27 protein-coding genes and 1 tRNA gene are annotated in these 25526 nt (G+C 36.5%); 21 read left to right on the top strand and 7 right to left on the bottom strand.

Annotation, left to right across the window (positions count from 1 at the left end; translation table 11 throughout):
• Positions 1-23: 23 nt before the first annotated feature.
• The 17 genes from ACTJIV_RS10295 to ACTJIV_RS10215 all read left to right on the top strand — a co-directional run bounded on the left by ACTJIV_RS10295 (position 24) and on the right by ACTJIV_RS10215 (position 14449).
• Positions 24-914, top strand: coding sequence for a ParB/RepB/Spo0J family partition protein (locus tag ACTJIV_RS10295; RefSeq protein WP_111955962.1), 891 nt, complete (start codon positions 24-26; stop codon positions 912-914).
• Positions 915-1571 carry a DUF5683 domain-containing protein gene (locus tag ACTJIV_RS10290; protein ID WP_111955964.1) on the top strand — a complete coding sequence of 219 codons (657 nt, stop codon included), beginning with the start codon at positions 915-917 and terminating at the stop codon, positions 1569-1571.
• 71 nt (positions 1572-1642) lie between these two features.
• Positions 1643-2344 carry a 4-hydroxy-tetrahydrodipicolinate reductase gene (dapB, locus tag ACTJIV_RS10285; protein ID WP_440627243.1) on the top strand — a complete coding sequence of 234 codons (702 nt, stop codon included), beginning with the start codon at positions 1643-1645 and terminating at the stop codon, positions 2342-2344.
• 131 nt (positions 2345-2475) lie between these two features.
• Positions 2476-4143 carry a signal peptidase I gene (lepB, locus tag ACTJIV_RS10280; RefSeq protein ID WP_440627242.1) on the top strand — a complete coding sequence of 556 codons (1668 nt, stop codon included), beginning with the start codon at positions 2476-2478 and terminating at the stop codon, positions 4141-4143.
• Positions 4143-4817 carry a signal peptidase I gene (lepB, locus tag ACTJIV_RS10275; protein WP_440627240.1) on the top strand — a complete coding sequence of 225 codons (675 nt, stop codon included), beginning with the start codon at positions 4143-4145 and terminating at the stop codon, positions 4815-4817. The genes lepB (ACTJIV_RS10280) and lepB (ACTJIV_RS10275) overlap by 1 nt, the downstream gene beginning before the upstream one ends.
• Positions 4818-4822: 5 nt before the next feature.
• Complete coding sequence (locus ACTJIV_RS10270; RefSeq protein WP_440627238.1) at positions 4823-5437, top strand: WbqC family protein; 615 nt, start codon at positions 4823-4825, stop codon at positions 5435-5437.
• Between the two features lie 91 nt (positions 5438-5528).
• Entirely contained in the window at positions 5529-7211 is a 1683-nt protein-coding gene (locus ACTJIV_RS10265) for a S8 family serine peptidase (protein ID WP_111956231.1), read from the top strand.
• Between the two features lie 125 nt (positions 7212-7336).
• Positions 7337-7828, top strand: a complete 492-nt coding sequence (locus ACTJIV_RS10260; protein WP_111955974.1) for a lipocalin family protein — start codon at positions 7337-7339, stop codon at positions 7826-7828.
• A 24-nt stretch (positions 7829-7852) separates the two neighbouring features.
• On the top strand, positions 7853-8542 hold the full coding sequence (locus ACTJIV_RS10255) for an OmpA family protein (RefSeq protein ID WP_111955976.1): 690 nt from the start codon (positions 7853-7855) through the stop codon (positions 8540-8542).
• A gap of 108 nt (positions 8543-8650) precedes the next feature.
• Positions 8651-9538 (top strand): decaprenyl-phosphate phosphoribosyltransferase, encoded by an 888-nt coding sequence (locus ACTJIV_RS10250; protein WP_223558584.1) that lies wholly within the window; start codon positions 8651-8653, stop codon positions 9536-9538.
• Complete coding sequence (locus ACTJIV_RS10245; protein WP_440627235.1) at positions 9535-10854, top strand: FAD-binding protein; 1320 nt, start codon at positions 9535-9537, stop codon at positions 10852-10854. Before ACTJIV_RS10250 ends, ACTJIV_RS10245 begins: the two co-directional genes overlap by 4 nt.
• The gene (locus tag ACTJIV_RS10240; protein ID WP_111955982.1) at positions 10854-11579 is read left to right on the top strand and encodes an SDR family NAD(P)-dependent oxidoreductase; all 726 of its coding nucleotides are present in this window, start codon (positions 10854-10856) and stop codon (positions 11577-11579) included. The genes ACTJIV_RS10245 and ACTJIV_RS10240 overlap by 1 nt, the downstream gene beginning before the upstream one ends.
• Before the next feature lie 5 nt (positions 11580-11584).
• On the top strand, positions 11585-12172 hold the full coding sequence (locus tag ACTJIV_RS10235) for an HAD family hydrolase (RefSeq protein ID WP_111955984.1): 588 nt from the start codon (positions 11585-11587) through the stop codon (positions 12170-12172).
• Between the two features lie 24 nt (positions 12173-12196).
• Positions 12197-12661, top strand: coding sequence for a hypothetical protein (locus ACTJIV_RS10230; RefSeq protein WP_111956233.1), 465 nt, complete (start codon positions 12197-12199; stop codon positions 12659-12661).
• 2 nt (positions 12662-12663) lie between these two features.
• Positions 12664-13839, top strand: a complete 1176-nt coding sequence (locus ACTJIV_RS10225; protein ID WP_440627232.1) for a cysteine desulfurase family protein — start codon at positions 12664-12666, stop codon at positions 13837-13839.
• Positions 13840-13924: 85 nt separating this feature from the next.
• The gene (gene trxA, locus ACTJIV_RS10220) at positions 13925-14242 is read left to right on the top strand and encodes a thioredoxin (protein WP_047099031.1); all 318 of its coding nucleotides are present in this window, start codon (positions 13925-13927) and stop codon (positions 14240-14242) included.
• Positions 14243-14375: 133 nt separating this feature from the next.
• Positions 14376-14449, top strand: a tRNA-Asp gene (locus ACTJIV_RS10215).
• Between the two features lie 78 nt (positions 14450-14527).
• Here the strand turns inward: ACTJIV_RS10215 and ACTJIV_RS10210 are convergent.
• Entirely contained in the window at positions 14528-15208 is a 681-nt protein-coding gene (locus ACTJIV_RS10210) for an aspartate/glutamate racemase family protein (RefSeq protein WP_440627230.1), read from the bottom strand.
• 157 nt (positions 15209-15365) lie between these two features.
• Between ACTJIV_RS10210 and ACTJIV_RS10205 the strand changes: the two genes are divergently transcribed.
• Together ACTJIV_RS10205 and ACTJIV_RS10200 are read left to right on the top strand one after the other, a co-directional pair.
• On the top strand, positions 15366-15884 hold the full coding sequence (locus tag ACTJIV_RS10205; protein ID WP_440627228.1) for a GNAT family N-acetyltransferase: 519 nt from the start codon (positions 15366-15368) through the stop codon (positions 15882-15884).
• 340 nt (positions 15885-16224) lie between these two features.
• Positions 16225-17262: a L,D-transpeptidase gene (locus tag ACTJIV_RS10200; RefSeq protein ID WP_336380205.1), complete on the top strand. Its 1038-nt coding sequence runs from the start codon at positions 16225-16227 to the stop codon at positions 17260-17262.
• Here ACTJIV_RS10200 and ACTJIV_RS10195 read toward each other — a convergent pair.
• The 3 genes from ACTJIV_RS10195 to ACTJIV_RS10185 all read right to left on the bottom strand — a co-directional run bounded on the left by ACTJIV_RS10195 (position 17255) and on the right by ACTJIV_RS10185 (position 19868).
• Positions 17255-17782, bottom strand: a complete 528-nt coding sequence (locus tag ACTJIV_RS10195; protein WP_111955994.1) for a hypothetical protein — start codon at positions 17780-17782, stop codon at positions 17255-17257. The genes ACTJIV_RS10200 and ACTJIV_RS10195 overlap by 8 nt on opposite strands.
• 3 nt (positions 17783-17785) lie before the next feature.
• A complete protein-coding gene (locus ACTJIV_RS10190) occupies positions 17786-19108 on the bottom strand; it encodes a PDZ domain-containing protein (RefSeq protein ID WP_440627225.1) in 1323 nt (440 codons plus the stop codon).
• A gap of 121 nt (positions 19109-19229) precedes the next feature.
• Positions 19230-19868 (bottom strand): alpha/beta hydrolase, encoded by a 639-nt coding sequence (locus ACTJIV_RS10185; RefSeq protein WP_111955998.1) that lies wholly within the window; start codon positions 19866-19868, stop codon positions 19230-19232.
• Between the two features lie 225 nt (positions 19869-20093).
• On the opposite strand from ACTJIV_RS10185, the gene ACTJIV_RS10180 reads away from it, so the two are divergent.
• A complete protein-coding gene (locus ACTJIV_RS10180) occupies positions 20094-20516 on the top strand; it encodes a hypothetical protein (protein ID WP_111956000.1) in 423 nt (140 codons plus the stop codon).
• Between the two features lie 103 nt (positions 20517-20619).
• Here ACTJIV_RS10180 and ACTJIV_RS10175 read toward each other — a convergent pair whose 3' ends face one another.
• Together ACTJIV_RS10175 and ACTJIV_RS10170 are read right to left on the bottom strand one after the other, a co-directional pair.
• Positions 20620-21258, bottom strand: coding sequence for a response regulator (locus tag ACTJIV_RS10175; protein WP_111956002.1), 639 nt, complete (start codon positions 21256-21258; stop codon positions 20620-20622).
• Positions 21245-23248 (bottom strand): tetratricopeptide repeat-containing sensor histidine kinase, encoded by a 2004-nt coding sequence (locus tag ACTJIV_RS10170; RefSeq protein ID WP_336380087.1) that lies wholly within the window; start codon positions 23246-23248, stop codon positions 21245-21247. The genes ACTJIV_RS10175 and ACTJIV_RS10170 overlap by 14 nt, the downstream gene beginning before the upstream one ends.
• A 295-nt stretch (positions 23249-23543) precedes the next feature.
• On the opposite strand from ACTJIV_RS10170, the gene ACTJIV_RS10165 reads away from it, so the two are divergent.
• Entirely contained in the window at positions 23544-24044 is a 501-nt protein-coding gene (locus tag ACTJIV_RS10165; protein WP_440627222.1) for a hypothetical protein, read from the top strand.
• Positions 24045-24192: 148 nt separating this feature from the next.
• Here ACTJIV_RS10165 and tyrS read toward each other — a convergent pair whose 3' ends face one another.
• Complete coding sequence (gene tyrS / locus ACTJIV_RS10160) at positions 24193-25488, bottom strand: tyrosine--tRNA ligase (RefSeq protein ID WP_111956008.1); 1296 nt, start codon at positions 25486-25488, stop codon at positions 24193-24195.
• Positions 25489-25526: the final 38 nt, after the last annotated feature.

The following is a 25526-nucleotide window of genomic DNA, read 5'->3' as shown; positions in this document are numbered from 1 at the left end:
ATCATCATTTATAGATTATATATATGAAGGACAAAAAAAGAGCTATGGGACGTGGTTTGGGCGCCATTTTGAGCGCTGAATCCAAAGCAAGTATCAACTCCGCGACCGATGAAGGAGCAGATAAGTTTGTAGGGAATATCGTAGAGGTCGCCCTTGAGGATATTTATCCGAATCCGACCCAGCCGAGAACTTATTTTGACGAAAAAGCATTAAACGAACTTGCCCTGTCGATTAAAAACTTAGGGGTAATCCAGCCGGTTACCTTAAGAAAAGACGGTGAAAAATTCGAAATCATATCAGGGGAAAGACGTTACCGCGCCAGTAAAATTGCCGGGCTTCCGACAATTCCTGCTTATATCCGTTTGGTAAACGATCAGGAGCTTTTGGAAATGGCTCTTGTTGAAAATATCCAGAGAGAAGATCTTGATGCCATTGAGATTGCTTTAACCTATCAGAGACTTTTGGATGAGATTGGCCTTACCCAGGAAAATCTTAGCCAGAGAGTAGGAAAGGACAGAAGTACCATTACCAATTCCATCAGACTTCTAAGATTGAATCCAGATATTCAGAATGCAATCAGAAGCGGAGAAATCTCTGCAGGGCACGGAAGAGCCATCATCAGTCTTGAAAGTGAAGAACATCAGCAGATTCTATTTGACCTGATCATCAAAGAAAAACTCAATGTACGTCAGGCTGAGCAGGCTGCTACCGCATTGAAGAATCCTAAATCACCGGCAGCAAAAAAAGTCAATACTGAACTCTCCAACAATTATAAAAGAGCACAGAAGACCATTGCCGATATTTTAGACGTAAAAGTAGAAATCAAAACCTCCGGCAACGGAAAAAAAGGTAAAATTCTTCTGGACTTCAAAAATGAAGAAGAACTGGAATATATTTTATCCCATATTAAATAAATGAAGAAATTATTTTTCACATTCTTTTTGGGCATTTTTGCTTTCGCTTATTCGCAGGTAGCTCCCAGCGACACAGTTCGTGTAGGTCCTCTTCCGAAAGACAGTGTAGTTGTTACTAAAACTGTGAAACCCGCAAAAACAGTAAAATCAGAAGCTAAGATCATTGAAGATCTTGAAAATGCAAATGGGCCTACAAAGAAAACCATTAAGCTGAATCCTACAAGAGCCGGGCTGTATTCTGCAGTTCTTCCGGGATTAGGACAGTATTATAATAAAAAATACATCAAAATCCCTATTGTCTGGGGAGCCGTAGGAGCCGGAATCGGATATACAATCTGGAGTAATAATCAGTACAAAAAGTACAGAGAATATTATGTGGCAAAACTTAACGGAACACCTAATGAATTTGTAGACAGTCATCCTTGGCTGGATAAAAAAGCTTTCGGAAACGCTCAGGACAGATACAAAAGACAAAGAGATTACGCTATAGCCATTACAGGTCTTATCTACATCCTGAACATTGTAGATGCCGTGGTGGATGCGCATCTTTACGAGAGCCGCCATGATCCGGATCTGAGCTTCAATCCTACGGTGATTCAGGATCAGTATGGATTTTCAAACCCGAAAACAGGCTTAAGTTTAAGCTATAGATTTTAAATTTAAATTTTAAATAAAGCTCATCAGGACTGTATAAAGTTCCTTGAGACCATAATAAAATAAGATATCACATGAGAATAGCATTAGTTGGATACGGTAAAATGGGGAAGATCATTGATGAGATTGCACAGAAGAGAGGTCATGAAATAGTGGCCCGCCTTAAAGAAACTCCAACAGCTGAAAATCTTAATAATCCTGACGTTGCCATCGAATTTTCATTGCCGGAAGCAGCTTATGAGAACATCAAAGCCTGTCTTGAAAATAAAGTGCCCGTGATCTGCGGTACTACAGGCTGGCTGGAGAAAAAAGAAGAAATTGAAAAAATTGCTGTAGACAACGATAGTGCATTCTTATACGGTTCTAATTTTAGCTTGGGTGTGAATTTATTTTTTGCCCTCAACGAAAAAATAGCCGATATCATGAAAAATGTGGATGAATACTCCTGCCAGCTGGAAGAAATTCACCATGTTCACAAAAAAGATGCTCCCAGCGGAACCGCAATTTCCATTGCTGAAGGAATTATCAAAAATAATCCTAAATTTAATGCCTGGAAACTGGAAGAAACCCAAGGACAAGAACTGGGAATCTTTGCCATCCGTGAAGATGAGGTTCCCGGTACCCATAGCGTTTATTATAAAAGTGAAGTTGACGAAATTGAAATAAAACATACAGCCTTCAACAGAAACGGGTTCGCACTCGGAGCTGTTGTCGCTGCAGAATGGATTAAAGACAAAAAAGGAAACTTCACCATGAAAGACGTTTTAGGACTTTAATTTGTAACAAATTCTTTAAATTGCATACCAATAAAAAAATGATGAATAGTAAATTAAAAATAGCAGAACGCTGTAATCATTTATTACTCATCATTTATCATTTATATACTTAGAATAGGCACAAAAAAACTATGAATTATTTTTTAACTTATACAGTATACGTTCTCATTTTGTCTGTACTGATGGGGATTTCCACTTGGAAACTGTTCAAAAAAATGGGGTATAGCCCATTATTGGCATTTATACCTTTCTATAATTACTTCATTATATTAAAAGAAACAAAACACCCGAAATGGTGGGCTATCCTGTCCTATCTTCCGATAGTGGGACCTATTATGATGTCTGTTTTCCATATTTATTTAATGAAAAAATTTGGGAAAACCCTTTTTCAGCATCAATTGCTTACAGTGATCCTGCCATTTATCTATATGGCAACGGTAAACTATTCTAAAGATATAGAAATAGAAGATGAAAATGCCAACGATCTGTTCATGACAGACGAAGATAAAAATGCAAAAAAGAAAGATACTTTCCTAGGATCTATTACTTTTGCAGTGGTTTTTGCAACCATTATTCACGTTTTTGTAACCCAGCCGTTCGGAATTCCTACAGGATCTATGGAAAGAACACTTCTGGTAGGTGATTTCCTTTTCGTGAACAAATGGAGCTATGGATACAGAATGCCGATGCGCCCTGTAGCCATACCATTCCTTCAGGGGACCATTATGGATACAGGACAGAAAGGAAATCCAAAAGATGATCCCAAATCCTACGTAGAAGCAATAAAATTGCCTTATGGGAGAATTTTTCAATTTAATAAACCGCAGAAAAATGATATCGTTGTTTTCAATTATCCTCGTGATTCTGTGCATGTCTCTTTAGACAGGGCGGATCCATATGTAAAAAGATGTGTGGCTGTAGCTGGTGATATTTTTGAAGTGAGAAATGGTAAACTGTTTGTAAATGGTAAACCTGAAACTGTTCTTGGAGATCAAAAAGTGCAACATAGGTACACTGTGAAAACTAGTGATCTATTGGATATGAATAGTCTTAATGCAAAATATGGATATTTTTGGCTTGATGAAATTGATAGGGATAATCATTTACAGTATTTAAAGATAAATAATGGATATATTTATTCATTTCAGGGATTAGATAAAGAAAGATATAATATTATTAAATCTCTTCCTGAAGTTACAGAGATAAAAGAAGATATATTAGCAAAAGATATTAGTGGGATTTCATACAAGGATGATAATAAAACAAAGATTGATACTACTAATTCTATTTTTCCTATAAATAGCGGATGGAATCAAGATCAGTATGGCCCAATCAGAATACCTAAGAAAGGGGATGTAATTACCATAAATGATAAAACGCTTCCGGAATTCCAATGGATTATTAAAAATTATGAACATAATTCTTTAGAGAAAAGAAATGGAAAAATTTTTATTAATGGAAACGAAACTAATCAATATGTTCTTAAACAAGATTACTATATGATGGTAGGAGATAACAGGGATGCTTCACTCGATGCAAGATTCTTTGGTTTCGTTCCGGAAGAAAACATAGTAGGTAAACCGATGTTTACTTGGATGAGTGTACAGGGATTATTTGAAGATAAAAATGTAGAATACAAAGCGCCATATAAAGTTCGTTGGGAGAGAATGTTCAAAGCAACAAACACTGGTGAAGCCAACAAAACATCTTACTGGTGGATCGCTGCAATGATTCTTATCCTTTTCTTCGGATGGGAGTATTTTGTGAAATTGTTCAGAAAGAAAAACACAGAAGAATAGTGTTTAAAAATAAAATATTTAATACAATACTTCTTACAGGAAGTGTCATTGTAACTCTTTTCATTATTGCAAAACTCACAGGAGTTTTGCAATATGCTTTTGTACCCGAAGCTGGAAGTGAACCAACGGTTAAAAAAAGATCATTTGTTGTGATCACTAATATCCTCCCTTATGATAAAAATAAACTACTGGTCTATTATCAGAACAATACCTATGGCAAAGGAATGTATATACAACGACTGGTAGGAGTATACAAAGATAAGATTCAGATTAAGAATGGAGAATTGTATGTTAATGATATTTCAGTAGATATTCATTTAAACCTGAAGCATTCCTATAAAATAGATCGGGCTTTTGTGAATGAATTAATGATGAAGGGATTTTCAGAAAATGACTTTTTCCCATTTGATCAAAATCATTTCATTACCAATTTAAGCGATAACGAGCTTGATAATAATTTTTTTTATGAAAGATTTATCAATACTGGCTCGGACCGTGATATTTTCAAAGTATATGGTAAAGACTGGAGTGCTGATAATTTTGGTCCTATTGTTATTCCAAAGGGAAAGGTTTTTTTTCTTGGCGATAATCGGAATGCCAGCTTAGATTCTCGATATACAGGATTGATTAATGAAGAAGAAATAAAAGGAAGAGTTATTTATCCAAAAAATTAAAAATTATGCAGAATGTATTATTGCCGGTATTTTATATGCCACCGATTTCATGGTTTTCAGTGTTTTTAAATCCTGAGAACAAGATTATATTTGAACAGTTTGAAAATTTCCCTAAACAGACCTATAGAAACAGAACCAATATCTATGGGGCAAACGGAAAGCTCTCTCTAATAATTCCTATCAATCATAATGGGAAAAGAGAATTTAAAGATATTGAAATCTCTTACAGAGAAGACTGGAAAAATCTGCATTGGAAATCCATTAAGACAGCCTACCAAAGTTCTCCTTATTTTGAATATTATGAAGATAAATTCAGGAAAATATATGAACTGAAAGAGAAATTCCTCATCGATTTCAACCTTAAAGGATTAGAAGTCATACAGCAGATTCTTAAAACAGAAAAGGCACAGTCTTTGAATGAAGAATATATCAAAAATCCTGAAAGCATTAATTTTAGAGAGAAATTTTCGGCTAAACATCCTTCAGAATTTCAAATGGACGAATATTACCAGACCTTCTCTGATAAGCTGGGATTTTTGGAAGATTTATCAGTTCTGGATCTTATTTGTAACAAAGGCCCTGAATCTCTGACTTATATAAAAAATATTAAACAATTATAATAACATGAAATCGCCGTTAACAAAATTCTATGAAAATAAAACAAAGTAAATGGCGATTGCATATGACTTAAGAAAAAATAATTATCAACATATGAAAAAGGTATTATTAGCTGCTGTTTTTCTGGCAGGCTTTAGTTTCTCATATGCTCAGGAAGCACAGGCTAAGAGCATTGACCCGAAAGAGGATAAAGATCTGATGACTTGGTATCATAAAGATTTTTCTGCAACAAAAGTATATGGAGTAAATACGGCAAACGCATATAAATATTTAGAATCCAAAGGTCTTAAGCCTAAAACTGTTGTTGTAGGAGTTTTAGACAGTGGTGTTCAGGTTGACCATCCGGGCCTTGTAAAAAATGTATGGTCTAATCCTAATGAAGTTCCCGGAAACGGAAAAGATGATGACGGAAATGGATATATTGATGACATACACGGCTGGAATTTTATCGGCGGCAAAAATGGTGACATCGATATAGACAATATGGAAGTAACAAGAGTTGTTGCTAAATATAAACCTGTTTTCGAAAGTGATGATTCTGCAAAAAACAAAGCGAACCAGGCAAAAATGCCCGAAGAGTTTGCTATGTATATGAAGTCTAAAGAGCTGTTCAGCAAAAAAAGCATAGAAGCAAAACAAAACCTGCAGACCTACACTATGATCAACAGTATTATTCCAAACATGGTAAAATTGTTGGGAGGTAAGCCTGTTACTGCAGAAACTTTACAGGGAATTAAACCTCCTACCGATCAGAAAGATGCTATTGCTCTTAATGTTTTAGGTCAGGTTTCTCAAAGCCCTGAATTCAAAGGAAAATCTTCTGCAGAGTTCGAAAAACTAATGAAAGAGCAGATGAAGGAAGCTATCGATCATTTTACTCCACAATCCAAGCAATATGACCTGAGCTATGACCCAAGAAAAGAAATCGTTGGAGATAATTACGACGATTATTCTGAGAAAAACTATGGGAATAATGACTATGAGGGACCAGATGCGGAACACGGAACACATGTGGCGGGAATTATTGCCGGCCTTCCTCAAGGAAAAGAAATACAGTATGGTGTAGCTTCCAAAGTAGCTAAGATCATGTCTGTAAGAACCGTTCCAAACGGAGACGAAAGAGATAAAGACGTTGCAAACGCTATCAGATATGCAGTAGATAACGGAGCAAAAGTGTTAAACATGAGTTTCGGAAAACCGGTGTCTCCAGGTAAAAATGTAGTGTGGGATGCCTTCAAATATGCTGAAGACAAGGGTGTTCTTTTAGTAAAAGCAGCGGGTAATGAAAACGAAGATGTAGCCGAACACCTTGCTTTCCCTACCAATTTTAAAAATGTTGCAGATGAAAAACCGTTTGTGAACAACGTGCTGGTTGTGGGAGCAAGTACCAACAGAAATAACGAACTTAGAGCAGATTTCTCTAACTACAATAAGAAAATGGTAAATGTTTTCGCACCGGGTGAAGAAATTTATTCTACAGTTCCTAAAAACGAATACAAATATCTTCAGGGAACCTCTATGGCATCCCCGGTAGTAGCCGGAGCTGCAGCAGTATTACTTGCCTATATGCCTAATCTGAAGCCATACCAGATAATTGAAGCATTGGTAAAAAGCAGTAATCCTAATGCGGATAACAAATTTCCTGAATATTCTCAAGCCGGAGGTGTTATAGATCTTCAAAAGGCCGCAGAATATGCCTATACCAATTTCTACAACGGAAAATCTTCAAGCAGCAATAAGCCTACGAAATCCGTAAAAAAGGCTGTTAAAAAATAGTATATCTTCCTGTATATAAGGAGAAAACATTTAAAGTCCGAAAATTTCGGACTTTTTTTATTTTTATCTTTCAATTTGGCACGGTTTTTTGTAACTTTATAAATAACAAAATAATAAACAACAAAATGAAAAAGTTACTACTTGCAGGGATGATTGGAACATCACTTTTTGCAGTGTCTTGTTCCTCAGTGAAAAAAGCAGAAACATCACAAAACCAGAGAGTCGAATACTTAAAATTAAAAGGCGACTGGCAGATTGTTAGCGTGGACTATGAAAAAGGGTTTAAAATCAAACCTTTTGACGAAGGTGCAGATGCCCAGTGTTTTGTAGGAAGTCATTGGAGATTAATTCCCAATAACTACACCGGTGCCTATACTTTAAACGGAGGTGGAGCTTGTCCAAGCCTTACACGTCCAATTAAATTTGAAGTAAAAGACGGCAATACTTTCTTGTTTAAAAAAATCGCTGAGGGAACTAAAGCTAAAGAAAATACTGTAGGATACTCTTTAACGATTACTAACCAGTCTACAGATCAGTTTTCACTTGTACAAAGCGTTCCGTTTGATGGAAGCACAGTACAGGTTGTTTACAACTTCCAGAGAACAGGAATGAAATAATTATCAATATAAAAGATTAAAAAAATGAAATTTAATAAAACATATATAGGAGCTCTTTTCTTATCATCAGCATTATTGCTAACAAGCTGTGAAGCTGTTCAGAATTCTAATCATCAGCAGAGAGGTACAGCAGTAGGTGCTGCTTCAGGAGCTGTGATCGGAGGTATTCTGGGAAATAATGTGGGAAGTGGTAAAAACTCGGCATTAGGAGCAGTATTAGGAGGTATTATCGGTGGTGTTGCTGGTAACGTAATCGGTAATAAAATGGATAAGCAGGCTAAGCAGATTAAGGAAACTTTACCTGGAGCTGAAGTAGAAAGAGTAGGTGACGGTATTAAAATTACCATGAATGAAAGCATTGTTAACTTTGCTTTTGACTCTTCAAATTTAACTTCTATTGCTCAGGCCAACCTTGATAAGCTAGCTACAGTTCTTGTAGATAATCCAGATACTAATATCAATATCTACGGTCACACAGACAGCAAAGGTGCAGATGCTTACAACCTTTCTCTTTCTCAAAGAAGAGCAGACGCTGTAAAAGCTTATTTGTCAGGAAAAGGAATTGCTTCCAGCAGAATGTTTACAAAAGGTGAAGGAGAGTCTATGCCGGTGGCTACCAACGATACAGACGAAGGAAGAGCTAAAAACAGAAGAGTGGAGTTTGCCATTACAGCTAACGAGAAAATGATTAATGATGCCAAGCAAGGGCAGTAATTAATTTAATTATATAAATATTTTCGTAAAAGACCGCCTCGGCGGTTTTTTTTGTATTTTTATGGTGTAAATTTTGAAATCACTATTTTTGTAACCGAAATAGCATAAATGAAGAAATACTTTAAACTTCTCCGTGTAGAACAATGGGTGAAAAACCTGTTTGTTTTCGTCCCTCTGTTTTTTTCCGGAAATATTACCAATTTAGACCTACTTAATAAAAGTATTTTTGCATTTATTATTTTTTCCCTTGCAGCAAGTGTTGTCTATATTCTGAATGACTATAATGATATTGAGGCAGACAGAAAGCATCCTGAGAAAAGAAGGCGGCCTCTGGCAAGCGGAGCTGTTTCTAAAGCCAAAGCTTTGGCAATCCTTGCAGCCCTTATGATCGTTGATATTGCTCTTGTGTTTCTTGCAAGGTTTTACTTCCACGAACCCCTATGGAAATTCGCTATAATCATTGGACTTTATATTGCAGTCAATCTTGCCTATACCTTTAAACTTAAGCATGTTCCGATCATTGATATTTTTATTATCGCTTTAGGCTTTGTGCTGAGGGTTTTAGCTGGCGGTTATATTACAGAAATAGGTATTTCCCAGTGGGCGATCTTACTAACTTTTGTCTTGGCATTGGTTTTAGCGATTGGAAAAAGAAGAGGAGAACTTATTAATGCTCAGGTTTCCGGAAAAACAAGGAAAGCACTGGACGGGTATAATGTACAGTTTGCAGATATTGCGCTGTCCATTTCAGTTACATTAGCCATTGTCTGCTATCTCATGTTTACCCTTTCGCCTGAAGTTCAGGCACGGTTTCATGAGAGAGTTTTTTATACCGTCATATTTGTAGTCTTTGCTTTTTTAAGATATCTTCAGCAGACATTAGTATATAACAGAACAGAATCTCCTACAAAAATTGTGTACAGAGACCGATATATCCAGATCACTTTAATACTTTGGGTAGCAGCATTCTTAATCCAGATTTATTTTAAAAAATGAAGCCGAATTTCATACAGAAAGTTACAAACTGGGGCAACTTCCCGGTAGTAGAAAAAGAAATGAGATCTGAGGACAGCTTCAAAAAGATAAAAGAATTTGTACTCAATCATAACGAAATTATTGCAAGAGGAAACGGAAGATGCTATGGTGATGCATCTTTGGGAGAAACCATATTTTCTACCAAAAAATTAAATAAATTTATCAGTTTCGACCGTCTTAACGGTATTATAGAATGTGAATCCGGAGTATTGCTTTCAGATGTGCTTGAAATTTCGGTGCCGCAGGGATATTTTCTTTATGTAACTCCTGGCACGAAATTTATTTCAGTGGGAGGAGCTATTGCCTCCGATGTTCATGGTAAAAACCATCATGCGGAAGGCTGTTTTTCAGAATATGTCACCGAATTTAAACTGATGACGGAAAACGGAAACATCATTACGTGTTCCAGAGAGGAAAACCCAGATAAATTTTGGGCTACTATTGGAGGGATGGGACTTACCGGAATCATTCTTACTGTAAAATTCAAACTTAAAAATATAGAATCTGCCTATATCCGTCAGGAGAGCATAAAAGCAGAGAATCTGGACGAAATCTTCAGACTCTTTGAAGAAAGCGAAAACTGGACGTATACAGTTGCATGGATCGACTGTCTCCAGAAAGGTAAAAATTTAGGAAGAAGCATTTTAATGAGAGGCGAACACGCTTTTCAGCACGAGCTTCCACAAAATATGGCAAAACAGCCACTAAGACTTAAGAAAAAATTACAGCCCACAGTTCCCTTTTATTTTCCGGGCTTTGTGCTGAATGCATTAACCGTGAAGATCTTCAATCTCCTGTATTACAAAAAACAGGCAAAAAAAGAAGTTAAATCATTCGTTGATTATGAAACATTTTTTTATCCTCTGGATGCTATCAACGATTGGAATAAAATCTACGGAAAAGCCGGCTTCATCCAGTACCAGATGGTGATTCCGAAAGAAACAGGTAAAGAAGGAATGAAACAGATCCTTGAAACTATTGCAGCAAGCGGGAATGGGTCTTTTCTGGCTGTCTTGAAGCTTTTCGGGAAAAACAATCCGAAGGCTTATAATTCATTTCCGTTTGAAGGCTATACGCTGGCCCTGGACTTTAAGGTCAATTCAAAGCTGGAAAAACTTGTTGAGAAATTAGATAATATTGTGCAGCAGTTCGGAGGAAGGATTTATCTGACAAAAGACAGCATGAGCAGATCTTCACTCACGAATTATCTTAAAAACATTCAAAGTTCAAAATTTGTGTCATTACAGCACAAACGAATCATAAACAACAATTCATAATGATAGTTCTGGGAAGTACATCTGAGGTGGCACAGGCTTTTGTTGAAAAGGCCCTGCAGGAAGGGGAAAAATTTGAAAAAATATATCTTTTCACTTCAAACAAAGAAACTACTGAAAGATTCGCGAGGCATATTGATGTAAAGTTTCTGCAGCAGTCCGAAGTAATTGAAATTGATCTGATGAAAGAGATTGATTATAATACATTTGATCATGTCAGTTCAAATGTATTATTTTGTGCTGCAGGATATTTAGGAGATGGGACCGAAGAAGGTCTTTATGATAACAGGAATACGGAAAGGATCATTAACATTAATTATTCAAAGCTGGTTCCCGTTATGAACTACTTTGCACAGAAATTTGAAAGCAGAAGATCAGGAACCATCATCGGGCTGTCATCAGTGGCAGGAGACCGTGGGAGGCAGAGTAATTTCATCTATGGAAGTGCAAAAGCGGCTTTTACAGCGTATCTTAGTGGACTCCGTAACTATCTTTTCGAGAAAAAAGTACATGTTCTTACCATAAAACCTGGATTTATGGCTACAAAAATGACCGAAGGACTGCCTTTGAATCCGAAACTGACCGCAACACCAAAACAGGCTGCAGACTGCATTTACAATGCGTTTAAAAAGCAGAAGAATGTGGCATATGTTTTGCCGATATGGAGTATTATAATGATGATTATCAGGAATATACCTGAATTTATATTTAAAAAATTAAAGCTTTAGTAAAAATGAAAAAATTGTATTGTTTTGATTTTGACGGAACCCTGACGTATAAGGATACCATGTTCATGTATCTTAAATTCTATGATTCTACAAAATTCAGGATGCAATTTTTAAGACACATTCCTCTTTTCATCCTCTTGAAACTGAAGCTTGCCGAGACCGAAAAAGTAAAGAAAAGCTTTATAGGATCTATTCTGAAAGGACAGACACAGGAAAAGATTGAGATGAAGTCCAAACAGTTTTTTGAACAGCATTATCCAAAGATTGTGAGGGAAAATGCTCTTGACTTTATAAAAAATATCGATAGGGATAATACACAGAGTTTATTGGTAACTGCTTCTCTGGATATATGGGTAAAACCTTTTGCTGAAGAACTGAAAATGGAGCTTGTATCCACCCGTGCAGAGTTTAAAAATGGTATTTTTACGGGAAATTTCATTGGCAAAAACTGCAATGGAAAGGAAAAACTTCTAAGAATAAAAGCTGAGATAAGCGATTCTAAATACGATAAAATTATCGCTTTCGGAGATACTTCCGGGGATCGGCAGATGCTGAAATGGGCAAATGAAGGTCATTACCAATTTTTTCACTAATTTTGGATGATAAAAAATGTAAAAATGAAAGGACTGCTTATTTTATGTACTGCAATCATTATGAGCTGTGCAGCTACGCCGTCTCAAAAACCATCAGGAATGCAGAAAAGTACTGAACTGCTTGTTTCCGAGGCACAAGGCGGCGCGGACAAAGCCGGATTTAAGATCATTAAGGATGAACAGGAATTCCGTAATGTTATCAAAGGAAGTTTCGGTCTTGTTGAGTTGGGCAAAGAACCATCCATAAACTATCCGAAATTTCCAAAAAACAAAAAAGTGGTTCTGTATAATATGGGTAGCTTCCGATCGGGAAGCCACACGATTGGTACGATTAAAAGTACCACTGTGAAAAACAATATCCTTTATGTGGAGGTTCCCGAAACACCGTCAGGCGGAATGGAAATTCAGATGCTTTCAAACCCTTGGTTTATCTTTGCTGTTCCTTCAGATTACCAGTTTACCTCAGTAGAATTAAAATATTCAAAATAAAAATGAACAAAATATATTTAGATAACGCGGCAACAACTCCTCTTTCAGAAGAAGTCATAGATGCCATGGTTAACACCATGAAAATGAATTTCGGAAATCCTTCTTCTACCCATAGTTTTGGCCAGGAAGCAAAGATCCTTATTGAAAATGTGAGAAGGCAGGTTGCGGATTATCTTCATGTAACTCCTGCAGAGATCATCTTTACTTCTTGCGGAACAGAATCAAACAATATGATCATCAAATCCAGCGTTGAACACCTTGGAGTGGAAAGGATCATCAGTACTCCGCTGGAACACAAATGTGTTTCTGAGACTATTCTGGATATGAAAAGCAGAAAGGGAGTAGAGGTAAACTATATCCGTCCTAACGAAAAAGGGGATATCGACCTTAATAAACTGGAAGAGCTGTTAAAAGCTTCGGATAAAAAGACCCTGGTAAGCTTAATGCACGCCAACAACGAAATAGGAAATATTGCAGATATCAAAAAAATCGCTGAGCTCTGCAAAGCCAATAATGCGCTTTTCCACTCAGATACGGTACAGACAATGGCGCATATGAATCTGGACTTTTCAGATATCATGGTGGATTTTGCTTCATGCAGTGCCCACAAATTCCATGGACCGAAAGGAGTAGGTTTTGCTTTTATCAGGAAAGCGACCGGAATGCGGGGAATTATTACAGGAGGACCTCAGGAAAGAAGCTTAAGAGCCGGAACAGAGAATGTAAGTGGTATTGTAGGCCTTGGCAAAGCCTTGGAGCTTTCTTTGAAGCATATGGAAGAATATACCAATCATATGCAGGAGATTAAAGACTATGCGATAGAAAGGCTTTCTGCTGTAATTCCGGGGATTAAATTCAATGGAAGAAGCGCAGAGAAGGAAAACAGTCTTTACACGGTTTTAAGTGCTTTACTTCCATATAAAAACCCTTTAATTGGACTTCAGCTCGATATGAAAGGAATTGCTATTTCTCAGGGCAGTGCCTGCTCTTCGGGAGCATCAAAGCCTTCCATGGTCATGATGATGGTCCTTACTGAAGATGAGATGGATCATTGTACGCCATTACGTATTTCATTCAGCCATATGACAACAAAAGCAGAGATAGATGCGCTGGTAGAAGCTTTGAAAGATATTTCAAAAGACTTTGCTATAGAAAAAACAAATGTTGAGCATAGATAGTCTTATTGCTTAAAAAGCGTAATTTTGAATATCCAATTAAGGATAGAAATAGAAATATAATATTAATTTAAATAAAAGAAACAAAATGGCTTTAGAAATTACGGACAGCTCATTTCAGGACACAGTTTTAAAATCAGATAAGCCGGTATTGGTAGACTTCTGGGCTGTATGGTGTGGACCATGCAGAACTTTGGGGCCAATCATCGAAGAAGTAGCATCAGATTTTGAAGGAAAAGCAGTGGTAGGAAAAGTTGATGTAGACAACAACCAGGAAATTTCAATGCAGTATGGCATCAGAAATATCCCTACAGTTCTGATTTTTAAGAACGGTGAAGTGGTTGATAAATTAGTAGGTGTGACTCCAAAAGAAGTAATCGCTGAAAAATTAAGCGCACACTTGTAAAAAAATAACTTTGATAATGAATGCCTTCCGTTTTCGGGAGGCTTTTTTTTAACAAATAATTTGCAGGGAATGAAAAAAGGTGTAATTTTGCAATCACAAAAAAGAAACAACGTTCTTTACAACAACAGAAAATGATCCGGTAGTTCAGCTGGTTAGAATGCCGCCCTGTCACGGCGGAGGTCGCGGGTTCGAGTCCCGTCCGGATCGCAAGATCTTTTAAAATCCCTTCAATTATTTGAAGGGATTTTTTCTTGTATGAATTTTATTGGTATAAGAAAAGCTATTTTACGAAACAATATACTCTACAATAGCTTCACAGTGTATTTTTGTAGTATCAAAAACAGGAATTGCAAAATCATCCTGGCTGATCAGCAGCGGGATTTCCGTGCAGCCGAGAATAATACATTCTGCACCACAGCTGATAAGGTCTTCTACAATGGAAATATAATTGGTCTTGGTTTCAGGATTAATAAATCCTACTCCCAGTTCTTCCTTGACCGTATGCTGAATATAATCTCTTGTTTCCTGGTTTTCCGGGATCAGTACTTCAAGCCCATATTCCTGAAGTTTATTTTTGTAAAAATCCATTTCCATGGTAAATTTTGTTCCCAGCAGTCCGACCTTTGTAAATCCGGCTTTACGTATTGCTTTTGCCGTTTCTGTCCCAATATGGAGAATGGGCAGTTGTACGGTATCCTGAAGCTCGTCTGCAAATAAGTGGGCTGTATTTGCACATAGAACAATGCTGTCTGCTCCGGTGTTTTTAAGGTGTTCACAGGCTCTCCGTAATAATTCAAAGGAATTGGTCCATCCTTTTGCCTGAATGTCTCCGAAATTTAAGGAATACATCATACATTCAGCAGCATTCAGCCCTCCCAGTCTGGCATTGACTCCTTCATTGATGAATTTATAATAGTCCAACGTAGAGACCCAGCTAATTCCGCCTACCAAGCCTATTTTTTTCATAAGATTCTGTTGTTTGTAATTGAAAACAAATCTAGATAAAAGTTTTCAATGTATCCCGCATATCGGTTGGATATTAATGACTTTAAGAATGGGTACAGACATTGAAAAATTTATTTTTTATCCCTATTTTTGTTAGATAACCCATCAAGCTCAAAATATGATTATAGAGAATAGCAATCGACAGGATATTGAAGAGATTTTCAGGCTATATCGTTTGGCAACTGATTTCCAAAGAACAAAAAATATTGTTCTGTGGCCGGAATTTGAAAGAAGTCTGATAGAAACTGAAATTGATGAAAAAAGACAATGGAAGATTGTAATAAATAATGAAATAGCCTGTATTTGGGCAGTTGCTTTCAGTGACCCGCAGATTTGGGCAGAAAAAAATGCTGACCCGGCAATGTATATTCATCGTATCGCTACCAATCCGGAATTTAGAGGCCAAAATCTGGTAGCTGAGATAGTAGACTGGGCAAAAAAATATTCGAAAGAGCATAATAAACAGTTCATAAGGATGGATACGGTTGGAGAGAATACTCCTCTGATCAATCATTATAAAAAATGCGGCTTTGCTTTTCTAGGATTGGTACAACTTAAAGATACTGATGGCCTTCCCGGGCATTATCATAACGCTGAACTCAGTTTGTTTGAAATTGATTTATCAGGCACAAATTAAACATATTCCATGTCGCAAAGAAAATGCATTTAAAGATATTATCCCTGATAATGTCCGTAAATTTCATAATAACGAATATGAGATCCTCCAAAAAATATATAAACACAACGCTTTATATTCTTAAATCAAAGATGAAAACCAACCGGATACAGATTATTTTCTGAGTGTAACCGTCAAAAATATAATCGCTAAGCTCTTATTTATGCTAAAACCAATAAGCTATTGTAAATAATATACTTTAATACCGTTTTTTTACGGTATTTTTTATAATGTCTTTTGGGATTCAAATTAAGGTCTGATATTTGCAATGGGTAACCCAACTAAATGACCTGTTTTATTTATGAAAAACATATCTGTGAAAAAATCATTTTTATATGCTCTTTTTTGTGCTGCAATGCTGATTTCTTGTAAGAAAGAAATTGAAAAAATAAGCGATACTTTTAAAGATACGGTTTCTTCGTCAGAAACTTCTGCTGTAGAAAAAGATTCCATTAAGAAAGATTCTGTTGTAAAAAAAGAATCTGTACCGCCGGCAATGCAGGAAAACGGTTTTTATAATGCCCTTGTACTTCCCAAAGATAAAAAACTAAGAGATTCCATTTATGCAGAATTCAGTAAAAAATACAGTGAGAAAGAGCGTTATGCGATTCTTGCATTAAACAGACTTGATTCTAAAAATAGATGGAATGCCGATACGTTGGTCGTTCCTGCAAAAATAGACACGACACTTATGGAATATTCACCTTTTCCAATGCAGCTTGATATACTGAGCGGGGTGAAAAAATTCGTCATCTTTTCCTATCCAATACAGGCTTACGGTGTTTATTCCAATGGTAGCCTTGTCAAATGGGGCCCAACAAGTATGGGAAAAAAAGCTGCGCAGACAACACGTGGACTTACTTTTGCCAACTGGAAAAAGAAACTTTCGATTTCAACGGTAAGCAGTGAGTGGAAGCTTCCTTATAATTTTAATATTCACAATGTCGGAGGTATTGGATGGCACCAGTATGATCTTCCCGGTTATCCGGCATCACATTCATGCTTACGTTTATTGATGAAAGATGCCCAGTGGCTGTATTCTTATGCAGATACCTGGATTCTGAATCCCGGAGGTGCCACAACCAAAGCAAAAGGAACACCTGTAATGGTATTCGGAGATTACAAATGGGGTGGCAGAAAGCCGTGGAGAAAGCTTCTGGATGATCCCAATGCCAATAATATTTCAGTGGAAGAAATGACTAAGCTACTGGAGCCTCATATTGATAAAATGATCAAGGAACAGGACAACAGAGAAAAAGTATCAGATTCCATTAAAACAGCTAAAGCTATGGCAGCTCCAATCCAGGAAGAAAAACCTGCAGAAGTTCCTGCTAACTGATTTTCTTTTCAAACTGTGAAGTAGATTCTTCCGCAAACCTTCTAAGCTTAAGCATTTCTTCTTTGCCTTTGTATTGCCCGAATCTGGCAGCTGCATAGGTAAGAAAGATGCAGAACAACATAACAAATGAAGCGCTCAGGGCCCACGGGAACTCAGCGCTTTTTATCTGATTTTCCACGTAATACATTGTAAAGAAAGTCATCCACAGGATAGAAAAGAAAAAATAGAGGAACATAAAGAAAGTCCATACAGCAGAGCTGGGGCCGAATACTCCTCGTATGACAGTTTCGTCATCTTCAATTTCTATCCGTAAAGACAGCCTGGGTTTCCAGTAATTGTCATATTCAGTTTCAACGCAGATCGTGGCCATTTCCTTGTTGATATTTCCGGAAAATTCATCCTTATGGTCAGCAAGATACTTTTTCAGATTTTCCGCATATTCTTCTTTGGTAAGATGCGTAAACATCTTGAATCTTGGACGGGTTCTTATTTTATCTATTGTGCTTTCTTCGGTTTTCATATTTTAATCTTGATAGGGTATAGGGTCTTCTAACACAAAACTAAATGTCATTTCCTTATTTTTTCTCTGAATCACCATTGTGATATTTTTTCCTTCATCAGATTTCATCAGCTCCATAATCTTTTCCATGGTCATATCGGAAGTCCGGCTTCCGTTGATCGTGATTATGCGGTCATCTTTTTTGAGCCCTGCTATAAATGCCGGTGAATCTTTTCTTACTCCAGCAACGGAAAAAATAGGTTTCAATGTAAACTTATACTGAAAATTATTGACCACGGAAATCTCACTGCTTGCTTCCGATATTTTTTTTGGTTCTATTTTTACCCGGTCTTCCTGCCATTCCAGTCCGTCCTGTTTAAAATCCAGTCCGCTCATATTGAAATGAAAAGGCTCATCAAAATTCCTGTTTTTTCTAAGATACAATTTCTCACCTTTATAATCGAAAACGACAGAAAATCTACGCATTATTTCAGCCCCGACGGATCCCTTTCTATCCTTTACCAGATTAACATGCTGAATAGAATACTCGTCAGGCATTGCTGTGAGCGGTTTTTCAAATTTAAAATCTCCGAGATAGAAATTATGGATACGGCTTCTTTTACCGTAAATATCTCCATTGAAGCCACGGCCCAGATAATCATCAATGTTGGGTCTGTTGTACACAAAATCTTTAATAAGGGTAGGGAATAGCCAAATAGCATCACTGTTACCGAGATCTATCAGCAGTTTTGAGCTTTTCTTTTCCCTGGTCATTTCTATATCAGCATTAATGTAAGGTTTGTCCTTTTCCACACTCATAGGAAACTCATCAAACTTTCGGACTTTCTTTTTGAATGCATCTGTATCCTGATAGACCGTTATTTTTTTGGTTGTATAATCTATCAAAATAGGATTATTCTTAAAAAAATGATACCCGATTACTCCGTTCACAGGAATTCCTATATGAGGTGAAATATTGAATTCTTCATCAATGACAATATACAGAAGCATAGAAGAATTGATGATGTTATCACCTATTTTTGCAATATTACGATCAGATTTAAGACCGTCTATACTTACATTTCCTCCAAGCCCTGAAAATTTGATCTTTTCAATATTCTGCAGCCTGATCTCTTTATTGTCAAAGCTGAAAAGAATGGTTTCCGCAACTCCGGTATCAAGCATAAAGGTAAGCTCTGCACCATTAACATTGATGGGAATGAAGATAAGGTTATTGATAAGCTTAAAAGGAATAACCGCTTTTTTAACTTTAACCAGTTCAAAAGTATTCTGTGCACTTATAAAAATGCTTAAGAATAATGTCAGTAAAGAAAGCAGAAGTTTCATTTACTGAATTTACTGAAATTATCCTTACTATCTATAAAAAAACATTCCAAAAACAGGAATGTTTATATAAACTTCAACAAAGAAGTAATATTAGTTGAAGAAAAATGAAATGGGTTGGGTTTTATTTTGAGAAAAAATCCATCAGGTCCATATAGTTCTTCTGATTCACACCATGTCCGCTCATATACTCTCTGAACGTAAAGTAACAGCTCAGGTCATACAGAAGGTCTGCTGCTTTTCTTCCCCATTCCATTGGGATAACAGCATCATCTGTTCCGTGAGATACGAAGAAACGGAGTCTTTCCAGCTTCTTTTTGTCTTTTACGATGCCATCCAGAAGCTTTTCCTCAGGATAGCTGCTTAAACATGCCACATAATTGAAAAGATCAGGGTGCTTTAAAGCTAAAGCGTAACAAAGTATTCCGCCCTGGCTGAATCCGCACAAATGTACCTTACCTTCAATAAGTCCGTAATGATTCACAATTTTCAGAATATTTTCTAGTACTGCATTTAAAGATTCCTTGGCCTGGGAAATGTCAATGAAGTTTTCAGGATTGTTAAAATCAATATCAAACCAGGAATATCCTTCAAACTGGGTATCTCTGGGTGCCCTGAAGCTTACAATAAGCCAGTCGGCGGGAAGAGTTTCCCTGAAACTGAAAAGATCCTGCTCATTGCTGCCATAGCCATGAAGCATGAAAAGGACGGTAGTATTTGAGGTGATATGTTCCGGTTCTCTTACTATATAATCTAAATTCATACAGCAAATATAATTAATAAATCATATTGTAAATCTAAAATACAAACCTGGTTTTTATACTTAATAATTTAGGGAAGCACACGCTCAAATATAGGCTGCTGCTGTACTTGTGCTTTTTTATTGATTTGATATTATTTAGAAAACTTTATTGGAAATTTTTCATAAAAGTTATTTTTATATTAATAAAAAACTTATATTTGAAACATTAAAAATCTATTTGGAGAAATGAAGCAATTTTACAAATCAAAAAGTTTACTTAGACTTTCTTTTTTATTCGTTTTATTATTTTCGGTAATTACTGTGGTGAATTCTTGTAAAAAGGATAACGACGAAGAAGAATTCGCAGATCATGTTGTTCAGTTTGAAGTGAAAACAACTACCGGAGGAGTTATCAGAGCTATCGTAACACAGGTAGGAACATCTAAAACTGACATTTTCGATCCTGTAGGAACTGTTTGGACAAGTGGCGAATTTTTTGTGAATTCCAGCCAGGCGCAGTTAAACCTTGATGCGAAAGCCGATCTTCCGGATGCCGATTCAGAATTGGTCATTAATCTTTGGATAGACGGCGAGATCGTAAGAACAGATAAGAAAAAAGGAGCAGGGCCTATGGTAGCTTCTATTGATTACAGCTTCTTAGAATTATAGAATAACTTACTTATATATAAAAAACCGCTTTTATAAAAGCGGTTTTTTTGTTTTATAAATTGATTTTTCTGTTCAAAAGTTTTCATTAAAATTTTATCAGCATTTATTCCTCGATTAATTGGAGCTGTATGGCACGGTTAATAAGCTCCGTAGAATTTTTTGCTTGAAATTTTTGTAATAAATTTTTACGATGTGTATCTACAGTAAGAGGGCTGAGGAAAAGTTCTTCGGCAATCATGGCACTTGTTTTTCCTTCCGCTACCATCCGGAGGATCTGTTTTTCCCGTTTTGTAATCCTTGGCACAGGAAGATCGTTCTGTGAAGGTCTGCTGATGATCTGCTTTGTTTCCTCACAAAAAACAATATTTCCCGAAAGAGCCCCTTTGATGCACATTACCAGTTCATCTATTGATGTGTTTTTAAGGATATACCCGCTGGCCCCATTCTGGATAGCCTGCATGATAATGCTTCGTTCCGAACGGTTGCTGAACATGATCACGGAAGTTTTTGGCGATATTTTTTTGATTTCCAGGCAAAGTTCTATTCCGTTGGCATCCGGCAGTGTGATATCCAGAAGAACTATATCTATTTCATTGGACCGGAGAAAACTGATGAGGTCCGAACCGGATGTAAAAGTTTCCGAAACAGTAAGAAATGATTGGCTTTTCAGCATCATTTTTAATCCTTCTATAACGATAGGGTGGTCATCTACGATAACGATATTTATTTTATGAGACTGCATGGGTATTTAATTCAATATTAATAGTTGTTCCTTCGTTATCCGAATTGATCTCCATTTTGCCTTTAAGATAATCTACTCTGTTTTTAAGATTATGAAGGCCCATACTTTGAGACTTCCTGTAATCCTCTTCTTTAAATCCTTTTCCGTTATCTTCTACAGTGATCATGAAGTTTTCATCAGATTGTGAGCATTGAAGCAGTATATTGGTTGCTTCCGAATGTTTAACGGAGTTGGCCAATAATTCCTGTGCAATTCTGTAAATATTAAGCTGTATGGATAAAGGAGTACTTTTGCTAATGTTAATAGGCTGAAAGTCTACCTTAAGATCTTTTCGGATATAGAACTCGCACAGATCTTTAAGAGCGGTCTCCAGTCCGAAGCTCAAAAGGGATTCCGGCATCAGGTTTCTAGCCACATGTCGCAGTTCGGTAACTGAATTATCCAGTTGGTTTAGGATTTTGTAGAAATCTTTATGCCGTCCTGCTTCAAGGTGGGTTGAAGACCAAGTAGAAAAATTTATTTTAACTCCGGCAAGCATTCCGCCCAAGCCGTCATGAAGATCTTTGGCAATACGGGCTCTTTCTCTTTCTTCTCCTTCCAGAATAGCTTTTGTAAGGGCCAGTTCTTCTCTTTGCTGAATTTCTTTTATTTCCTGTTGAAGATTTATTTCGCGCTGTTCCGAAATTTTTTTGTTCTTTTTAAAATTTAAAAGACCTAAAATGATAAAGCCGGCTGATAACAGGGAGGCAAGTCCCAGAATCCACATGTATTTGTTTTTCTTGCTGATTTCCAGCTGCTTTTGTACTAATTCTTTATCTCTTTCGGATTTTCTGTATTTTGCTTCAAGAATGGCAATGTTTTTATGGATAGAAACCGTATTCAGGCTGTCAAAAGAATCTATATATCGTTCAGCATACAGGTTGGCTTTAGTTGTATCCTTAAGTGCGGTGTAATTTTTAGAAAGTTCTTTTAAAACTTCCTGCCTGTTTTTTTGATAGGGAGTGCTGGCATAAACTTCTTTAAAAATCTTATTGGATTTTCCATAGTCTTTCAGCTCACTGTTGAGCTGCCCTTCAAACAGCTTTATTCTTTCTGCAATAACTGTATTTTTATATTTTTCTGCATTGCTCAACCCTTTGGCAAAAAGCTTTACCGCTTCCGGGTAATTTTTTTGCTTCATATGATAATATCCTAAAGTGCAGTAATAGAGTGAATAAAAATTGGATTCAGGATAATCTTTGATGATGGAATAGGTTTTCTCTAATTCTGTATTTGCCTGCGGCATTTTGTTTTCTCTCATCAGAGCATCTGCCTTAAACAAAACAGCTTCTCCCTTAATAGCTTTGGACTGTGCTGTTTGTCTTTTCAGTTTGTTGATAGAATTTTCAGCCAAGTTCATGTATTCTATTGCTTTGGGATAGTCCTTGGAGTTATAGAACAAGACTCCGATACTTTTATATAAAGCTCCTGTAAGCTCATAATCTTTCAGGGATTTAGCCAGGGGTATTGCTTTATTCGTGATGATGTTCATAGACTCTACTTCCTTATTCTGAATGATCTTGAATAACGCTTTATTCTGGAACATGATGATCCTTATTTTTTTGGCTTCATTACTGTTGTATTTTTTCAAAAGCGATTCAATGTTTGTGAAATCTTTTTCCAGAAGATTAACGGCATCTGTCTTTGTATAGTTTATAATGGACTGATAATAAAGTCCTATATCTCTGTACACCGGACTGTTGGAAGAGCTTTCCAGACCTTGTTTCAGGTACTTCTGATAATTTTCAATATCCTGCTTGGTAAAATAGGTTGCAGCAATCTGGTAAGACTTAATGGCTTTTACCGTATCCACAGCTTCATTGTTGGCAGCTAGAACCAGACTGTCAAAATTACTATTCTTTTTCTCTAAAGAATAGAAATAAAGAGATTGTGCCTCAATATTGAGTATGCCGAAAAACGAGATTAATAATGCAAGTAATTCTTTTCTCATGCTTTCTGTGTAATCATGATTTATATTATGAATTTATTAAAAAAAACAATATGCACCTGTAGTGTACTTCATTTTCTTAAGATAGCTACTTGGAGATAAGCATGAAATACCTAAAAATAGGTAGATGTAAATACTGTTTTTTATGTATTGTTCCTTCCGGACATACAGAATAGTTTTGTGATACATATCTGAATCAACTTTAAAGCATGAATAATAAAGACATTGAAAGGTTTGATGAAAAAACATAGAAATAAATGCAGATAAGAATTAGTTTAAAAATTAAAATATGAGAATTATGAAAAAAATCAATTTACACAGAACATTCAGAAATGCAGTTGCTTTTTTGATGACAGCGCTTCTCTTAGGCTTTGTATCTTCATGCAGCAAAGATGATGACGATGTTGATGCAGGGGGAGAAGTTGTAGGTGGAGGCGCCAATTATAAAATAACAGTTACTTTGAACGGGGTAAATTCTACCGATGATTATGTTTCGGTAGTTGCTTCAGGAAGTGATCATCAAAACAGCACTTCCATATGGAAAATTAATGGGGTCATTCAAAACGGACAAACAGCTGTAGGATTAAACGACAATAGTTTTACCGGTTCTACCAAAACCTATATTATTGAGACCAATTCCCCTATTGCAGGCTTGTCAGCTTCCATTCAGGTGGTGAACTTTAACTCTTCCATTACGGGAACTTATAAAATAGAAAAAAACGGAACCGCAGTAGTTGATGAAAATATTAATTTAACAACCAACGGGGCCGATTTTACGAAGCATTATTCATTCAATTAAATGATTATTTATATACAGGAAAGCTTTAATAATTTTATCTCTAACTCTCTTCAAAGATGGAGTAACTTTTCAGGTTAAATTTTGTATTAAAAAAGAGAGACTCTGTAACCTGAGTCTCTCTTTTTTTGAATAATATTATTGAAAATTTTTACAGTACCTTCACAATAAAGTAGCTTTTCTTACCCTTTTGAAGCAGTAAAAATTTACCATCAATAAGATCACTTTCATTGGCGGTATAAGTATCGTTTACCTTTTCTTTGTTGACGGAAATTGCATTTCCTTTGATCTCCCTTTGAGCCTCACTTTTAGACTTTAAAAATCCTGATTTTTCAGAAAGAAGATCAACAATACTAATTCCCAGGACATCAGCTTTGGCAACTTCTTTTTGCGGTACACCGTCAAAAACCTCAAGGAATGTTTCTTCATCCAGGCTTACCAGATCTTCAGCTGTAGAGCGTCCGAACAGAATTTCCGAAGCTTTTACTGCCTTTTCATATTCGTCTCTGCCGTGTACCCATACCGTTACTTCCTCAGCCAGTCTCTTTTGAAGTTTTCTTTCATGTGGAGCTGCTTTGTGCTCTTCAATTAAGGCTTCAATTTCTTCTTTTCCAATGAATGTGTAGAATTTAATGAATCTTTCAGCATCTTCATCGGTGGCATTCAGCCAGAACTGGTAGAATTTATACGGGGATGTCTTCTTTTTGTCCAGCCAGTAATTTTCTCCGCTTTCAGACTTTCCGAATTTAGAACCGTCGGCTTTAGTAATCAAAGGAACTGTTAATGCAAATGCTTCACCCTGGGCCTTTCTGCGAATCAGTTCAGTACCTGTAGTGATATTTCCCCACTGATCAGAACCTCCCATCTGAAGCTTTACATTATTATTTTGGTACAGATGAAGGAAATCATATCCCTGGATAAGCTGGTAAGTGAATTCCGTAAAACTCATCCCGTCTGCACCGCTTTCCCCGGAAAATCTCTTTTTCACAGAATCTTTCGCCATCATATAATTAACGGTGATGTTCTTCCCTACGTTCTTGGCAAAATCAAGGAAAGAAATATTCTTCATCCAGTCATAATTGTTGACTAATTCAGCCTTGTTAGGACCATTTCCGTCAAAATCCAAAAACCTTGAAAGTTGGTTCTTTAAACAGTCTACATAATGAAGAAGAGTGGCTTCATCCAGCAGATTTCTTTCGGCAGATTTTCCTGAGGGATCTCCGATCATTCCTGTAGCACCACCTACCAAAGCAATCGGTTTGTGTCCGTGTTGCTGGAAATGTGCTAAAATTTTGATCTGGATAAGACTTCCGATATGCAAAGAATCAGCAGTCGGGTCAAAACCAATATATGCAGTAGTTACCTCTTTATTCAGTTGTTCATCGGTTCCTGGCATCATATCGGCAAAAAGACCACGCCATTTTAGTTCTTCTATAAAGGAATTCATCTATAATTTTCTTTAAAATTTTACGATGCAAAGATAGT

This window comes from Chryseobacterium sp. 22532, assembly GCF_052044665.1.
GTDB lineage: Bacteria > Bacteroidota > Bacteroidia > Flavobacteriales > Weeksellaceae > Chryseobacterium > Chryseobacterium lathyri.
Note: the sequence above shows the minus strand (reverse complement) of the source record. Positions and strands in the feature narration are given on the sequence as shown.

What these genes read in the sequence shown, in the direction of transcription:
- lepB (WP_440627242.1), top strand. Translation starts at nt 2,476, where the DNA reads ATGAATTATTTTTTAACTTATACAGTATACGTTCTCATTTTGTCTGTA.
- ACTJIV_RS10165 (WP_440627222.1), top strand. Translation starts at nt 23,544, where the DNA reads ATGAAAAAAATCAATTTACACAGAACATTCAGAAATGCAGTTGCTTTT.
- ACTJIV_RS10230 (WP_111956233.1), top strand. Translation starts at nt 12,197, where the DNA reads ATGAAAGGACTGCTTATTTTATGTACTGCAATCATTATGAGCTGTGCA.
- trxA (WP_047099031.1), top strand. Translation starts at nt 13,925, where the DNA reads ATGGCTTTAGAAATTACGGACAGCTCATTTCAGGACACAGTTTTAAAA.
- ACTJIV_RS10295 (WP_111955962.1), top strand. Translation starts at nt 24, where the DNA reads ATGAAGGACAAAAAAAGAGCTATGGGACGTGGTTTGGGCGCCATTTTG.
- ACTJIV_RS10175 (WP_111956002.1), bottom strand. Translation starts at nt 21,258, where the DNA reads ATGCAGTCTCATAAAATAAATATCGTTATCGTAGATGACCACCCTATC.
- ACTJIV_RS10170 (WP_336380087.1), bottom strand. Translation starts at nt 23,248, where the DNA reads ATGAGAAAAGAATTACTTGCATTATTAATCTCGTTTTTCGGCATACTC.
- ACTJIV_RS10265 (WP_111956231.1), top strand. Translation starts at nt 5,529, where the DNA reads ATGAAAAAGGTATTATTAGCTGCTGTTTTTCTGGCAGGCTTTAGTTTC.
- ACTJIV_RS10270 (WP_440627238.1), top strand. Translation starts at nt 4,823, where the DNA reads ATGCAGAATGTATTATTGCCGGTATTTTATATGCCACCGATTTCATGG.
- ACTJIV_RS10290 (WP_111955964.1), top strand. Translation starts at nt 915, where the DNA reads ATGAAGAAATTATTTTTCACATTCTTTTTGGGCATTTTTGCTTTCGCT.
- ACTJIV_RS10200 (WP_336380205.1), top strand. Translation starts at nt 16,225, where the DNA reads ATGAAAAACATATCTGTGAAAAAATCATTTTTATATGCTCTTTTTTGT.
- dapB (WP_440627243.1), top strand. Translation starts at nt 1,643, where the DNA reads ATGAGAATAGCATTAGTTGGATACGGTAAAATGGGGAAGATCATTGAT.
- ACTJIV_RS10250 (WP_223558584.1), top strand. Translation starts at nt 8,651, where the DNA reads ATGAAGAAATACTTTAAACTTCTCCGTGTAGAACAATGGGTGAAAAAC.
- ACTJIV_RS10205 (WP_440627228.1), top strand. Translation starts at nt 15,366, where the DNA reads ATGATTATAGAGAATAGCAATCGACAGGATATTGAAGAGATTTTCAGG.
- ACTJIV_RS10225 (WP_440627232.1), top strand. Translation starts at nt 12,664, where the DNA reads ATGAACAAAATATATTTAGATAACGCGGCAACAACTCCTCTTTCAGAA.
- ACTJIV_RS10255 (WP_111955976.1), top strand. Translation starts at nt 7,853, where the DNA reads ATGAAATTTAATAAAACATATATAGGAGCTCTTTTCTTATCATCAGCA.
- ACTJIV_RS10185 (WP_111955998.1), bottom strand. Translation starts at nt 19,868, where the DNA reads ATGAATTTAGATTATATAGTAAGAGAACCGGAACATATCACCTCAAAT.
- ACTJIV_RS10190 (WP_440627225.1), bottom strand. Translation starts at nt 19,108, where the DNA reads ATGAAACTTCTGCTTTCTTTACTGACATTATTCTTAAGCATTTTTATA.
- ACTJIV_RS10240 (WP_111955982.1), top strand. Translation starts at nt 10,854, where the DNA reads ATGATAGTTCTGGGAAGTACATCTGAGGTGGCACAGGCTTTTGTTGAA.
- tyrS (WP_111956008.1), bottom strand. Translation starts at nt 25,488, where the DNA reads ATGAATTCCTTTATAGAAGAACTAAAATGGCGTGGTCTTTTTGCCGAT.
- ACTJIV_RS10195 (WP_111955994.1), bottom strand. Translation starts at nt 17,782, where the DNA reads ATGAAAACCGAAGAAAGCACAATAGATAAAATAAGAACCCGTCCAAGA.
- ACTJIV_RS10180 (WP_111956000.1), top strand. Translation starts at nt 20,094, where the DNA reads ATGAAGCAATTTTACAAATCAAAAAGTTTACTTAGACTTTCTTTTTTA.
- ACTJIV_RS10210 (WP_440627230.1), bottom strand. Translation starts at nt 15,208, where the DNA reads ATGAAAAAAATAGGCTTGGTAGGCGGAATTAGCTGGGTCTCTACGTTG.
- ACTJIV_RS10260 (WP_111955974.1), top strand. Translation starts at nt 7,337, where the DNA reads ATGAAAAAGTTACTACTTGCAGGGATGATTGGAACATCACTTTTTGCA.
- ACTJIV_RS10245 (WP_440627235.1), top strand. Translation starts at nt 9,535, where the DNA reads ATGAAGCCGAATTTCATACAGAAAGTTACAAACTGGGGCAACTTCCCG.
- ACTJIV_RS10235 (WP_111955984.1), top strand. Translation starts at nt 11,585, where the DNA reads ATGAAAAAATTGTATTGTTTTGATTTTGACGGAACCCTGACGTATAAG.